Here is a 13,646-nt window from a genome sequence, read left to right on the forward strand (position 1 = left end):
CCGTCATCCTTTCTGATATTAACTAAGAAAATTGTTAACCTTTGGTTCGCCAAGGAAGAAAAAATTGCCTTCTAACATCAAACAATATTTTGTTCTGCCTTATTAGCTTCTTCCCTTCCCCATAACACGTTCTGCATAACCATGCCAAAAAGCCCAAGTATTATTGTAATGATTCCTATCACTTGAAAAATCTTAACCACACCATATAGTTGTACAATGAAGCCACTTTTAAGGACTATCAAATCCATAAGCTGATGTTCCGTTAGTAATATTAAAGACCCCACAGAATTTACTGTGGAGTCTCCGCATTACAACACTTCTAGAATTATGATACCGGCGGACCGTTCTCTATTTACACAAAATTATTATTTTCAAGTTTTCCCAACGTTCGCCAATTGCATTCATTAGTTCATCCACAGAACAAGCCAAGTTCTTAATAGGTATGTTGACTTGTGATGGCAATAGCCCTTTGTTTAATCGGTTAAGTACTCTCTTCGTTCCGCTTGATCGGTTGATTCTCTCTCCGCTACCCTACTTTCACATCCGAATCTTCATCCTTGCCGGCTGTTTTATGTTTAACAAGTTGTCTGACAAACCAAGCAAGTACAGCCAACCAAATAACCATTCCTAGAGTCAGAGAAATACCATAGTCCAAGTTAAAGCCTTCTGGTGCATAAAACCAATACGTACTCACTACCGCTGTCATGAATAATGCTGGAATACTACAGATCCAATGAAACTTGTTATTTTTCACAAGGTACATGGCTGCAGTCCATAGCATTACCGTAGCAACAATCTGATTCGACCCACCCACATAGCGCCAAAGAAAGCTATAATCAATCGTAGAAAGAAATAGCGCTGGTCCTGCTATAGGTATAATAAGTAATGCTAATTTCCCTTTTCCTTTAAAGTCTTTCTTTGTTACTTGAGTCAATAATTCCGCAAGCATCATTCTTGAAGAACGTAATGCCGTATCACCGGTCGTAATTGGAAGAACGACAATACCCAATATCGCAAGAATCCCGCCAAATGTTCCTAGTGTTGTTAGACTGATTTCATTAACGACTCCAGCAGGCCCTCCCGCTTCCAGTGCTGTGTTCAATGCACCCGTACTACCGAAAAAGGTCATTCCGGCCGCTGCCCAAATCATGGCAATAACCCCTTCACCAATCATAGCGCCGTAAAATACTTTTCTACCCTCACTCTCTTTTTTCAATGTTCGAGCTAGTATCGGGCTTTGTGTACTATGAAAACCAGAGATTGCACCACAAGATATGGTTACCATTAATAATGGCCAAATTGGCAACTCTCCAGGATGTAAGTTACTTAATGTTAAATTTGGGATTGAATAATCAAAAAAGAACAACCCGATCCCAATTAATACAGCCATAAAAATTAAGATTGCTCCAAAAATCGGATAAACTCTACCAATCACCTTATTAATTGGTAGAATCGCTGCAAGTACTAAATAAGCAAATATAATAAGAAGCCATGACGTAAAGTTAAGCGGTGTTATTTGTGTTAGTAACTGGGCAGGTGCCGCAGTAAAAGCTGCTGCTACCAAAACCATTAATAATATCGAAACAATCGTCGTGATGTATTTTAATTTTTCACCCAAATATTTCCCGACAATTGTCGGAAATTGCGCTCCATTATGCCTAAGTGATACCATTCCTGAAAAGTAATCATGTACCGCTCCAGCAAAAATACACCCGATAACAATCCATATAAATGCTACAGGACCATAAAGAGCTCCCATTATTGCGCCAAAAATCGGACCGTTCCAGCGATATTCAGAAGCTGAATTAAACTTGCTCTCCACCAACTCATTGGCATGTAATCAAGACCGTCGTTGCTTGTATAGGCAGGCGTTGGATTTTGGTCATTAATTCCAAAAATTCGCTCAACCACCTTCCCGTAAACGAAATAACCAACGATTAACAACAAAATAGATGCTATAAAAGTAACCATCGCCGAAACCTCCTTTTTTCTAAAAATTTAAATATAATAATATAACGAAAAGAAGGAAAAATCAATAATATTTTCAATTTATTCTATAAATTCCCGCTATTTTAAGTGGATTGTTTTCATTTAGTCAATTATAATTCCAACAATTTATCCTTATTTATAATCTTTATATAAATATTACTAACATTTCCTAAGAAAGCCCTGCCACTTCAATGTGAAGAGACAGGGCTTTTGGATAACATAATTTTAGCGTGCGTTTATAGGTTAACTCACAATTTTCACTTTATCATTTGCACGTAAGTATCTGATAAAGCTCTCATTATCAGGAGATATACCAGAGATTCTGAAAATACCTACGAACCTATATCTATTAAAGCCAAGATTATCTTTATATTTTGCAAATACTGCCCTTTCACGTCCAGATTCAACCTCTCCCATATAGTTCTCGCTTCTTTCTTTAACAATTCCTCCATCTTGGTGAGATTCATCAATATATGACCAATCTTCTGCTAAAAGATTAAGCCACCCCCCAGCTACTGATCTAGTACCCCCGTTTTCAGTAATTGAAAGTTTAGGACACCATAACCACGTTTTATCTTTCACCCTAAAATAACTCCGTTGGTATCTTTTGGCGTTTTTCCCGAATACAGTATTTGCTATATCCTTTATATCCATGAACGATATATCATCGTAAATTGTTAGATATTCTTGTTGTCTCAATTGATTTAATTCTTCTTCATATGTTTTCCACTTCAATATAGTTTTTGAAGATTTATCTATGATAGCTGATACAGTCTCATTGATTCTATCATTTATCTTCTCTAACGATTTAGTAGCATCAATTCTAAAGCATTGGAAATCACTGATAGATTCTTCATTAACAGCCGAGATAATATCATCCATGCGAAGTTTATCTTCTTTTTGATTATCTTGATGGTACGCTTCATCCACTTCTATCCCAATATGTAATTGCGGAAAATACAAATCCATTAAAGCATGGGTGCCATTCTGGCGTTTTACATATTGCTGGCTAACAGGCTTGATGTCCATGTTGTCTAGTTTGTGCCAGATTGCAGTTAAAATATAATTCTCGTAATCTTTCCTTTTCGTACGTGAAAAGGTCTTTACTAAATAATCACGTTTATTCATCTCTACACACCTTTTATTAGATCATTTCTATTTTCAAGTCTTCATTATTAAAGCTGAAATCTTCTTGCTCTTTCTCTGTGAATAGCGACTTTTTACCATTTGTAAATTTTCGAACGAGTGCTTCAACCTTTATCATATCATACATATGATAAGGCTCACCGTAACGTTGGATAGAGTAAACTAACATTAAAAGAGTAGAGAAACATCCTCTCTACTCTTTTAATCTACTTAATTTAATTTAATTCTTACTTTTCCTGTAATCTATCTAGCAATTTATATATTTTAGACTCTCCTAAATTAGGTTCAACTACTAATTGATTTTTATTGCTATAGTTTGAAGCACTTAACGTTTTATTACTACTATTCAAAATCGATATCTCTATTTTACCTTCATTGAACTTTATTTTACCTTTATAACTTGTATACTCAGTCTCTGATATACAGAAAAAAACAACTACGTCACTTCCTACCAATGACTTAAATAGCGTAAACAGACCGTTGTCATAAGTGGCTCCTTCATCCTCAAGTGGTCTCACAGAAAACATCTTTTTAGTGTCACTTGTATCTTTAGATATATTTAATGTAACTCTCTTCTCTTCACCTTGGATTCTAAACACTGTAGTGAAGTTAACTACATCAATATCTATAATATGATGTACAAGAATATTCCTGTGTTCCAACTCAACCTTAATTCTAGGACTAAGAAAATCGCTTATTATAATACTTTCTTTTAAAGGTGTGTTTTCTTTAAAAAAACTGACCACTTCTTTGATATCTAATTGGTCTTTACTGTCGAATTTTAATGGTTGGTTTTTGTTAAATAGCTTCATTATATCTGGTAAATAAAGGAATGGTATAGAGATCAGTATTGTAGATAAAAAAATTAGTACTTTATCTGCAAAAGTTTTAGCGTCGCTAATGTATCCGAATAAGGACAACCACCATAAAAACACAATAAAGTATGACAAACCTTGAAAAAGAAATAAAGTCTTTTTATAGATTGCACTATTCGTAAGAAGGTAAACCATCTGATTAAAATCTTCTTTAACCATGTAGCTTTCAATTAGTTTTTCATCTTTATTAATCCTAATCTTTATGTCTCTTGCTATGTCATTTGCTTTCTGAATCGAGCGTTCATTAAATTGACTAAATACTATAGAGGTTAATGCTAGAATAGCTGCTACAATTGCTGTTACCCATCCAAGATGTTGCACAGAATAAACCGATATATCATTTAAAAATTTACAAATACAATTAACTTTCAATGTTCGGCTCGCATTCCTTTATAAGTGTCTTTGCTATGGCTATAACTTCCTTTATCACGCTCAAGTCATTAGTCATTTTATAAGTAATTAGCCCATTCGTATATACTTTCACCGAACTTTTCCAACCTTTAAGGTTTAACCAAGCACTTATTCCAAAATGTTTATTAATTTCAATTTTTTCCACTTCAGGTATATAAAGATCTTTATTTAGTTTAGAATTTAATGGCGTTTTTAATGTCTTTAATTCCACTTCATGGTTCAGCAACCTTGCTAAGACGTTAGACAAAACCTTTTTGTTTTCAACAGCAGAGGTAAACAAGTAGAAGAAATTTTCCTCCCGAAAGAACGAAACCATATTCATCTTCCCGTACTTAAAGGAATTCGACCAATGCAATTCACCTGAAGTGTTACTTGGAGAATCGAAGGAGAGAGCATTAAACGCATTCCCCTCTTCGTAAGCTATATCTTTGAGTTTTTTATCAAGGTGAGCAACATTTTGAACTTCTAATATAACCAAGCTAGTTGACATTATCATGACTCTCTCCTCCTTTTAGCTAGCGTCTTTTTCCTCTTTCAGAATGAAAGTATTTTTCAATATCTCTTTCTTTATCTGGTAATAATTTCTTAAGGTCTAATTCGATTTTATCAATATAAAAATCATAGAAAGTCCTTGCTTTAAAAGCGTTAGGCAGCAAAGCATCCTCAAAAATTTGAGTACCTTCTGCTGATGTCCTGTCATCGGCAACTAATTGATTTATTATATTAAATATTTCATACGTTACTTCATCTAGTTCGTGCTCTGTGGAAGTGGATTCATTCAGTATTATTTTAAGCATTCCCCTAAAATCAATAGTTAAATCAGCCTGCACACTACCTTCTTCTAAAGGTAGCTCCTTGTAAATTTGAATTGACACAGATGTTATTCTATCGCTATTACATATCCTTTCAATTATATCTGAGTCCTGAAAAAGATCAACCCCACCCAGTTTTGCGTTTTTAATTCTCGGCGCCCCATTATTATAGAAGGTTAATGAATTTACTCCCTCTACATCATAGCCTGCGTCTTTAAGCTTTTTGAAGACCAAATTTATTACTAATAAAGTAAGCGGATCGTATTCAACTTCTAGAGCTTTACTTCTCATTTTGTGTTGTGCATAATATTGTTTTATTATTGCATTTCCCCATAAAGCACCGTTAATGGATTCAATCATTTTATTTACAGCTTTATTGTAACTTGATTTAGTGGTAATCAATAACCGGTTTTTATAATCAAATTTAACGTTTAGATTTCCGCTAAGTAGAGGCCTTTCTTCTTCTCTTTGGTCTGTCATGGGGTTCAAATAATAATCAGTATACCTACATGTTATATTTATGCTTTCTCCTTCTGGATCGGTAATCAACTGTATATCTGTGAATTCAAAGGAGTCTTGTTGAATTGTTCCTATATTAATATTTTCATTAAGTATGTCACGAAGAGTGGCAAATTCGAGACCTTCTTTTAATTGAAGATTAGCAATAAGGTAAGGTTCACCTATCGAATATCTGTCTTCTAAAATAGCTAATATTTCATTGAAAACTTCGTCTTCTGAAATATCATCATCTTGTATAAACTGCATCACAAAAGCCAAGCAATTATCCTGATCTTCTTGAAAATCCACTTCCAAGTCGTGTTTCTCAAGGAAATAATTCTCTATAGCTTCAAGTCTTTTATTTTTATTATGTTTTATTTTTCTTGAAAACACTGATTCAAATTTAGTGATCGACACAATTCCCCAACTACTTTCTATTTATATTATAATGTTTTATTTCTATTCCATATATGAAGAAACCTTCTTTTTACACAAATTCATTTTTATCCTATATTTGTTTCTTGAGCGAATTTACAAACATCACTTAAAAAGCATACAAAACATCCTCCCGAAAGTCTTTATCTGTAAATAACCGTCTAGAAAGCTGATCATTTGAGTTTTTCATCGCCATAAAACTTTTCAGAGCCTGTGGTAGCTTTGAACGGACAAAGTTCTCACGCGAGATGTTTTGATTGATGGATAGTAATTTCACCGCCAAGCATCTCTTCTCTTATCTATGCAAAGAAAATACGTTCACTTGATTTAAATTCGATTTCAAACCGTTCATTGACGAAGTTTAAGATGACGCTAGGTCGATCTTTTTCATCATCAGACATACCTACTGTGCCGCTATCGGTTAATCTAGTGGAATCTTTCGCTTGTCCCAATCTTCCCTTCAAATGTTTTTGAGCAGATAAGACGTCAGCTAGAATTCATCATTAAAATTACAATTCGCCTGTGGCTTGTTTTTGGCAACTTTCTCACGACCGTTTACCATATACAAGTCCTCCATTTGTGAAACAAGCAATTTGACTGGTATATAAATACGAACAAATATATTTATTCAGCATGTTTTTGTATCCGGCTTATTCCATATCTATCAATGTTTTATAACTTCTATCACAGGGTCAACAATACGATGCAGTTCTGCCAGCTTCCCTTTTTGCTGATATTGCTATGATCAGAATAACACTTCGGCAATAATTCATCTACAAATTGACCTTTGAAATCTTTGAATTATATAAATTATTATCCCAATTACTATTAACGCAATAGTAACCTTTCTAAATTTCCTGCTGAATATGGTTTTCAAGAACCAGATGTTTAACAACAAAGGAAGTAAAATTCCACCTGCTATTCCTCCTAGAAGCTTTATGGTAGCTTTTCCTGATAAGTATTTGGAGAACTCGTCTTTCCCCGCCAATAATTCATAGGATATTTTAAACTTTTTAAGTAACTTTCTCGGAGGATAATCATGATTAAATTTCTCAACTAAAGGATAAATCAACGAGCCAAGCAAGGAAAGTGGAATGGTGGTATTGTTCTGGGCTACGATGGCGTTGATAAAGAGCTTAAGGTGAATAAAGATGAAGCTGCCATCGTCCAAGAGATCTTTGACATGGCTTCTAAAGGACATGGCTATAAGAAAATAGCGTATGACTTAAATAAGCGCGGCTATAGATCAAAGAAAAAGAAAGAGTTCTCCGTCGGATCTATTAAAGGGATATTGGATAATCCAATGTGTATTGGTAAGATTCGTTTTAACCAACATGAGAACTGGTCAGAAAAGCGCAGACGAGGGAAGAATTCAAACCCTGATGTGGTAGATGGTACGCATACGCCTATTTATTGAGGAAGCTTTGTGGAATCAAGTACAGGAGAAACGTAAGAAACGTTCCCTCCGTCCTGCTCAATCAGAAAAGCCTTACTTCTTAGGCCGATTGCTTAGATGCCCTGCCCTGATGGCGGTTATGGAATGGTTGCTGCGAAGGCAAAAGGAAAAAATGGAGCTGTCTATCGTATATATCAGTGCGGACAATACAAAAATAAAGGGAGAACCGTTTGCCAAGCGAATACAATAAGCGCTGATAGGGCTGAAAAGTATATTATTGATGAGCTTAAACGCGTTGTTATGATGCCTTACTTTATCGAGAAATTAGTCAAAAAAATGAATCGAGAGAGGATTAATGCTGAAAGTCCTCTACAGGATGAAAAGAAGCGATTATCAGTCAACAAACAGAAGACTGAAAAACATATTGATAACTTAGTTACGATGTTAATGGATGATCCTGATCTCCGGGATATTTACAGCCAGAAGCTCAAAGAGCAAAAACAGCAGCTCGCTACTCTGGAATTCAACATGTGTGGAGAACCAGCTTAAAAATGGCAGTAAAGATCTCATCAATGCAGAAGCACTCAAGCACACCTACTAAAGAACCTTGACACTATTTTGGACCATGCAGATGTAGCAGCAAAAAAAGGACTTCTTGCTTTGTTTGTGAAAAACATTCAGATCACGAAAGAAAAGGTTTCTTTTAAAGAAGGCCGTCAGATTAAAACCATCAACTTAATGTTTGATTTCACTATCGAAGCTCTTCAAGGAGGTACAGGCGTCCTTCTTAATGAAATGTGCACAATTGACTGTATCGAACCATTTGATTTTTCTATCTTGGATGATCCAGCTTATAAAGAAAAATCGTTAAGGGAATCACTCGGCTCCCTTAACCTTTTACCCTTATTTATGATAAGGTTCACCGTAATATCTAAATGAGGATTTATCATTTTTCATTAGATAAGTATTCACTAAAGAATAAGCGCTGATTAAACAATACTTCATTCAATGGTGATTTTCCTTCCTCACCACTAATGGCTAGTTGAAAAGAATCAGGAATTTATAGACTGGTTATTCCGATTTTTCTCTGTAAGTTCCGATTGAATAATCGGCAAAGCCTTCAAGATATCCTTCACCATGAAGTAAAATATAACAACTAAAATTAAATCAAGAATAAAGGATATTACAAATAGGTGAATGTTTGGAACTTCACTAGCCACAATACTTCGATTTAAGATTTCTGTACCGAGGAATAATATATAGTAGAAAGGAATGATTAGTCCTAATCTGTTACCTATATTAAAGGTTTTGTTATGTTCCTCAAAGTATCTAGACATCGTTGAGAAAATATTCCATAAACCATATAAATTATAGAATGGAATTATGATTCTTGCTATGGATCCTAATGGAGTAATTGGATAATCCGGATTTAATAGTCGCAAATCTGTATGTACCTTATAGATCCATATTAAATAAATAATACAAGTTATAAACCAAATGACACTATTGGAAATACTCACCGCCCAATCTACCCAGGAGATTAATAGATACACTTCATAAAGATACGCGTAAAAAAAGTTTGTCAGTGCAAGAATACCACCTAATATCATTCCAATAATTAAAAATATCTTTAAAACATTTCCAGTTGCTTGGTTGGTTAAATTCATCTAATCCCCCGCTTTGAAAGTTTTTTGAAAGGCTAATATTCGACCATAACCTCACAAGATATACGACTTTAATTATAGGACTACTTTGTTAATTCATTAAGAGTATTTAGTCCCGTATTACTTTTTTAATCAAACATTTTATAGTCAATACCATCCGTTTTAGATTCTGTTTAAAATGACCTGAACGGCTGATGTAAAAGAAAGGTTTGCAATATTTTTGGATACCTGGTGTCTACAGACTGCCATTTAAGCAAACAGAAGCAGGAACTCACTAAAATATAGGGCTATAATCACGCCTGCATGAAAAATAAATAACAGTTTCATCCTGTTTTCTATATTTTCCCTGTTCCTGTTGTCCTCTTTCAATTTGAGACGCTATGCTTTTCTGTTTTCGCCCATTCAGTTTATTAGAAGGAACAATCACAAATCGATAGGTTTTCCCATTAACTTAGCTTTAATTGAAGAAATCTTATGCACTGTCTGCAATAAAAATGGCTTTCTCCAATACTTCCGGCTTACCCTATTATTTTTTCATAAATTGACACTTAAAGGTAGGTCAATCTTCTGCTAGAGTAATAGAAAAATTCAAGTTAGGAAGGTTTAAATATGGAGAATACCCCAACTTATTTAAGGACACGTAAAAAAACACAAGACTTAATCATTACTTCTATGTTAATCGCACTCATTTTTATTTCTACAGCATTTCTAAATTTCAGACTGCCGATCGCTGCAAATGGGGGATTGGTACATATGGGCACAGCTATGCTATTTATTTCCTCTATTTTATTTGGACCCAAAAAAGGAGCCTTTGCCGGAGCAATCGGAATGGGTTTATTTGATATGGTCGGGGGCTGGTTATTGTGGACGCCTATCACGATTATAGCGCGTGGATTGCAAGGTTACATCGTTGGTAAAATTGCTTGGTTTCAAGGCCGCAAAGGAAATAGCATTGCTTTAAACATTACAGCGACAATTGTTTCTGTTCCATTTATGATTGCTATTTATTATATTGGTGAATCCATTCTATACGGAAACTAGATTACACCACTTGCTTCCATTCTTGGGGATGCCGTACAAAGTGTCTTAGGAATTATTATAGCTATTCCAATTTGCGTTGCTTTAAAGAAGGTTTATTATTTTAAATAAAAAATGGTAACGGAACACAGGGTAGGCCTCCCTCCGTCCCGTTACAGCTGATAAGATAATTTATATAGTCTGGTGAAACCAGCACCTAGCAAGAAAGACATCCTTCGCTCTATTCGCTCAGCTTAAAACTAGGGTGCCTGTCAAAGTGCTTTTATACGCATATTCATGAACTTTTGTGCTTATATATGACTTATTTAAACTGTATATTTTTCTTTAGCAAACTTTATAAATTTAGCAACGCTCCAAAGTCTGTCTCGATGTGATTCAGGATATGCCTTGTGGTATGGTTCTGGCACAACTAAAATAACCTGTTCATCTTGCATCTCCTCTAATTGATTTACAGTAATCCCTTGCTGTAACGTCAATAAATGCTTTACCGATATCCTATTAGCCTCGTTTAAAATCTGTCTCCATCTATCTTTACAAGTAGTTTTTGCACCTAAAAAGATGATATTGTTAGAATCATAAAGTTGATCTGCATACTTATTATTAGATGGGAGCAAAAAATCCGGTTTCTTATTCCCTTCTGTTTTTCCAGGATGGCTAAAAGGAATGTTGGTTTTTCTTAATATAAAATCAATATGGTGTTCTAGAGATTTCCCGGCTCTGCTTTTTCTTCTATTTAGTGCGCTATTTGCAAATTCTAATAGTGGTTCTATCTCATAAAAAGGCTCTGTTAAATATGGTTTATAGATATTTTTTTCTATTGCACGAAATACACTGTATTCCGTTTCAATCCACTTTAGGAGCATTTTATCTGGATCAAAGCTCTTTCTCTTATATACTTCTGTGTATAGTTCCCTTGCTAACTCTGCAAGTCTTATTGTTTCAGGAAATTCCTCAAAAAGTGCCGCAGATTCATTTATTTTCATTTCCAATTTTTGTGATAGGTCAGTATCCCTCTTTTCACCAGCAAAGTAAACAGCATTATTATTAATAAGCGAAAGAGAAAACGTCTCCTCAAAAGTCTCAATTTCTTCTTCAGTATCGAATATGCAAACCTTAAAATTTTCGTTATCTAAAGGAATAAAGATTATTAAGTTTCCGACCTGCTGTTCTTTTTCGTATGGGGAATTAGTCCAAAATCGTGTAATACGATATTCATTTCTTGTACCTTTTCCATAATATATTACTCTGCTTTCAAATGGATAATATCCATCAATATGCATTTTAACATATTTATCTTTATTTTCCCCTTTCACACCTTCTTCTTCAAAGAATATATTCCATGCTCCCTTGGCTATATGTAACCCTTCTTGGTGTGCATTAGTAAGTCCAACATCATTTGCAGTTACAAACTTACAATAAAAGCGACCATATTGCTTGGCCGCCTGAATCACTTTTGTTAATTGTTCTGAATTATGTGGTTGCATACCGAACCCGACCTTCTTCCACAGTGTCTCCGATTGTTTTATCCCGTTCTATGGCTTGTACCATTTTTTCTGCGACTAGCTGAACTACAGGAACAGCAACACTATTGCCAAATTGTTTATAAGCAGCGGTATTACTTACTACAATCTTAAACGTTTCTGGAAATCCTTGCAAGCGAGCACATTCACGTGGCGTCAGCCTTCTTGGATTTAATCCTTGCCCTTGCGGAATCAGAATTTCACTGCCATCTTTATAATATCTTGCACTTAAAGTTCTACTATAAGAATCTAGATCTGCAAGACCATATCCAAAACCATTTCCTTTTTTATTGTGCTTTTCTTTATAGGCCTTCAAATAATCCCAAAGTTTGTCTGATAAAGTGTATTTATCTTCTACATCATTTTCTAAAATTGTATGTAGGGCGGGACCTTCTTTCGGGATTTCAGGGAATTCGAATTTAAGAGGCTTTTTAAAGCCTACTATATAAATCCTCTCCCTATTTTGCGGAACAAGTCCTTTGGCATTTAAAACATCAGCATACACTGTATAACCAAGTTCCTCTTCCAGAATTTTCTTAATAACCTTAAATGTCTTCCCTTTATCGTGGCTTCTTAAATTTTTTACATTTTCAAGAAGGAATGCCTTCGGTTGTTTTTCTTTAATAATACGGGCTATATCAAAAAATAAAGTTCCTTGCGTTTCATCAAGGAATCCATGTTCTCTACCTAAAGATTTCTTTTTACTAACTCCTGCAATTGAGAATGGCTGACATGGGAAACCAGCCAATAAAATATCATGATCTGGTACTTCTTTTTCGTCCACACTTCTTATATCTCCAACAGGTTTTTCACCGAAATTAGCCTCATATGTTTCTTGAGCTTTTAAGTCCCACTCGCACGAAAATACACATTCTCCATAAAGTTCAAATGCAAGTCGAATTCCTCCGATTCCCGCGAACAAGTCAATGAATTTATATAACATATTTTTAATCTCCCTTCAACTTGTTCTAGTTGTTCTAATTGTTCTAGTAAGTTCATTATAACAAATTATGATTACTTTGAGTCAAAATATGTGATAAAATAGTTAAGTTACTTTTTAACAATAACCCTCAACGAAAGGGTGAAACAAATAGAAAATATAGCAATTTATTATCAAAAAAATAATAAAGAAAGCACAGACCAAGCAGTTTTTCGTATCAATGAATTGATTAATCAATTGAAAAATCTCCATATTAAAGGAGTTTTTTTTGATAATTTCAATCAGAGTACAGAGTTAATGGAATTATTAAACTCTCCATTATCTGAAATTGATTACCTATATATAAATAAACCTCTTGAAAATGAATTTGATAATGAGTTAATTAATCAACTAAAAAAAGCTGAACAATTTGAAATCATTTATTATAGTGGAGTATAGATATACTTTATTATTAAAATACTCTAAAAACAATTACTCCGGTTTCATCAAGCAACTCTTTAACTTTTCTGCTGTTGAGCACTCCGTAGACTGTAATTATTGCTAATGATTTGAGCCGCTTATGCTTAGTTTCAATCCACCAATTTCAGTAAATAGATCCATTATCTTTTACGGAATTAGGAGTCAACACAATAGATTTTCAAATAATTTGAATCAGATCATAGGAAATCTGCTTGCCATTAACTGTAACGACCGGTTCTAAGTATTTTATGGAAGGGATCGAACCAGCAAAAATTTAGAATTTGCTGGTTCGTGATATCATAATTGATAGATGTGCCAAATTAGCATTATTTATACCAAACTTGAGATTATTCTGTGACACGGACCAAGGTAAAGTCAATGGTGGCGAATAGCAGTATTGATGCTAATTTTTGCTACAGATGAAATTGGAAGGTACAACTTTTTTTATGCTTCAAAGTTTTTG

At 34.4% G+C, this 13,646-nt stretch carries 12 protein-coding genes and 2 pseudogenes; 4 read left to right on the plus strand and 10 right to left on the minus strand.

Annotated elements, in window-relative coordinates; genetic code table 11:
- Nucleotides 1–526: 526 nt before the first annotated feature.
- From KI343_RS04065 to KI343_RS04090, 7 genes and pseudogenes are all read right to left on the minus strand, one after another.
- Nucleotides 527–1,971: pseudogene (locus KI343_RS04065) on the minus strand (carbon starvation CstA family protein).
- A gap of 261 nt (nucleotides 1,972–2,232) precedes the next feature.
- Nucleotides 2,233–3,117 (minus strand): AbaSI family restriction endonuclease, encoded by an 885-nt coding sequence (locus tag KI343_RS04070; protein WP_212925165.1) that lies wholly within the window; start codon nucleotides 3,115–3,117, stop codon nucleotides 2,233–2,235.
- A gap of 16 nt (nucleotides 3,118–3,133) precedes the next feature.
- On the minus strand, nucleotides 3,134–3,262 hold the full coding sequence (locus KI343_RS20305) for a hypothetical protein (protein ID WP_280530109.1): 129 nt from the start codon (nucleotides 3,260–3,262) through the stop codon (nucleotides 3,134–3,136).
- A gap of 100 nt (nucleotides 3,263–3,362) precedes the next feature.
- Nucleotides 3,363–4,382, minus strand: coding sequence for a hypothetical protein (locus KI343_RS04075; RefSeq protein ID WP_212925166.1), 1,020 nt, complete (start codon nucleotides 4,380–4,382; stop codon nucleotides 3,363–3,365).
- Nucleotides 4,372–4,917 (minus strand): hypothetical protein, encoded by a 546-nt coding sequence (locus KI343_RS04080; RefSeq protein ID WP_212925167.1) that lies wholly within the window; start codon nucleotides 4,915–4,917, stop codon nucleotides 4,372–4,374. The genes KI343_RS04075 and KI343_RS04080 overlap by 11 nt, the downstream gene beginning before the upstream one ends.
- Before the next feature lie 19 nt (nucleotides 4,918–4,936).
- On the minus strand, nucleotides 4,937–6,148 hold the full coding sequence (locus tag KI343_RS04085; RefSeq protein ID WP_212925168.1) for a hypothetical protein: 1,212 nt from the start codon (nucleotides 6,146–6,148) through the stop codon (nucleotides 4,937–4,939).
- A 317-nt stretch (nucleotides 6,149–6,465) separates the two neighbouring features.
- A complete protein-coding gene (locus KI343_RS04090) occupies nucleotides 6,466–6,618 on the minus strand; it encodes a hypothetical protein (protein WP_212925169.1) in 153 nt (50 codons plus the stop codon).
- Nucleotides 6,619–7,307: 689 nt separating this feature from the next.
- Between KI343_RS04090 and KI343_RS04095 the strand changes: the two genes are divergently transcribed.
- Together KI343_RS04095 and KI343_RS04100 are read left to right on the plus strand one after the other, a co-directional pair.
- On the plus strand, nucleotides 7,308–7,583 hold the full coding sequence (locus KI343_RS04095) for a recombinase family protein (protein WP_212925170.1): 276 nt from the start codon (nucleotides 7,308–7,310) through the stop codon (nucleotides 7,581–7,583).
- Between the two features lie 96 nt (nucleotides 7,584–7,679).
- The gene (locus tag KI343_RS04100) at nucleotides 7,680–8,111 is read left to right on the plus strand and encodes a recombinase zinc beta ribbon domain-containing protein (protein WP_212925171.1); all 432 of its coding nucleotides are present in this window, start codon (nucleotides 7,680–7,682) and stop codon (nucleotides 8,109–8,111) included.
- Nucleotides 8,112–8,614: 503 nt separating this feature from the next.
- On the opposite strand, the gene KI343_RS04105 is transcribed toward KI343_RS04100, so the two are convergent.
- Entirely contained in the window at nucleotides 8,615–9,229 is a 615-nt protein-coding gene (locus tag KI343_RS04105) for a hypothetical protein (protein ID WP_212925172.1), read from the minus strand.
- 606 nt (nucleotides 9,230–9,835) lie between these two features.
- On the opposite strand from KI343_RS04105, the pseudogene KI343_RS04110 reads away from it, so the two are divergent.
- Nucleotides 9,836–10,375, plus strand: a pseudogene (locus KI343_RS04110) (ECF transporter S component).
- A gap of 194 nt (nucleotides 10,376–10,569) precedes the next feature.
- Here the strand turns inward: KI343_RS04110 and KI343_RS04115 are convergent.
- Nucleotides 10,570–11,748 carry a type II restriction endonuclease gene (locus KI343_RS04115; RefSeq protein ID WP_212925173.1) on the minus strand — a complete coding sequence of 393 codons (1,179 nt, stop codon included), beginning with the start codon at nucleotides 11,746–11,748 and terminating at the stop codon, nucleotides 10,570–10,572.
- Nucleotides 11,735–12,727 carry a DNA (cytosine-5-)-methyltransferase gene (dcm, locus tag KI343_RS04120; RefSeq protein ID WP_212925174.1) on the minus strand — a complete coding sequence of 331 codons (993 nt, stop codon included), beginning with the start codon at nucleotides 12,725–12,727 and terminating at the stop codon, nucleotides 11,735–11,737. The genes KI343_RS04115 and dcm overlap by 14 nt, the downstream gene beginning before the upstream one ends.
- Before the next feature lie 138 nt (nucleotides 12,728–12,865).
- Between dcm and KI343_RS04125 the strand changes: the two genes are divergently transcribed.
- Complete coding sequence (locus KI343_RS04125) at nucleotides 12,866–13,162, plus strand: hypothetical protein (RefSeq protein ID WP_212925175.1); 297 nt, start codon at nucleotides 12,866–12,868, stop codon at nucleotides 13,160–13,162.
- The last annotated feature ends 484 nt before the right edge of the window (nucleotides 13,163–13,646 follow it).

This window comes from Oceanobacillus sp. J11TS1 (assembly GCF_018333215.1).
GTDB lineage: Bacteria > Bacillota > Bacilli > Bacillales > Amphibacillaceae > Oceanobacillus.

Excerpts from the sequence above, each read along its gene's own strand:
- KI343_RS04070 (WP_212925165.1), bottom strand. The coding sequence starts at position 3,117 with ATGAATAAACGTGATTATTTAGTAAAGACCTTTTCACGTACGAAAAGG.
- KI343_RS20305 (WP_280530109.1), bottom strand. The coding sequence starts at position 3,262 with ATGTATGATATGATAAAGGTTGAAGCACTCGTTCGAAAATTTACAAAT.
- KI343_RS04080 (WP_212925167.1), bottom strand. The coding sequence starts at position 4,917 with ATGATAATGTCAACTAGCTTGGTTATATTAGAAGTTCAAAATGTTGCT.
- KI343_RS04100 (WP_212925171.1), top strand. The coding sequence starts at position 7,680 with ATGCCCTGCCCTGATGGCGGTTATGGAATGGTTGCTGCGAAGGCAAAA.
- KI343_RS04105 (WP_212925172.1), bottom strand. The coding sequence starts at position 9,229 with ATGAATTTAACCAACCAAGCAACTGGAAATGTTTTAAAGATATTTTTA.
- KI343_RS04115 (WP_212925173.1), bottom strand. The coding sequence starts at position 11,748 with ATGCAACCACATAATTCAGAACAATTAACAAAAGTGATTCAGGCGGCC.
- dcm (WP_212925174.1), bottom strand. The coding sequence starts at position 12,727 with ATGTTATATAAATTCATTGACTTGTTCGCGGGAATCGGAGGAATTCGA.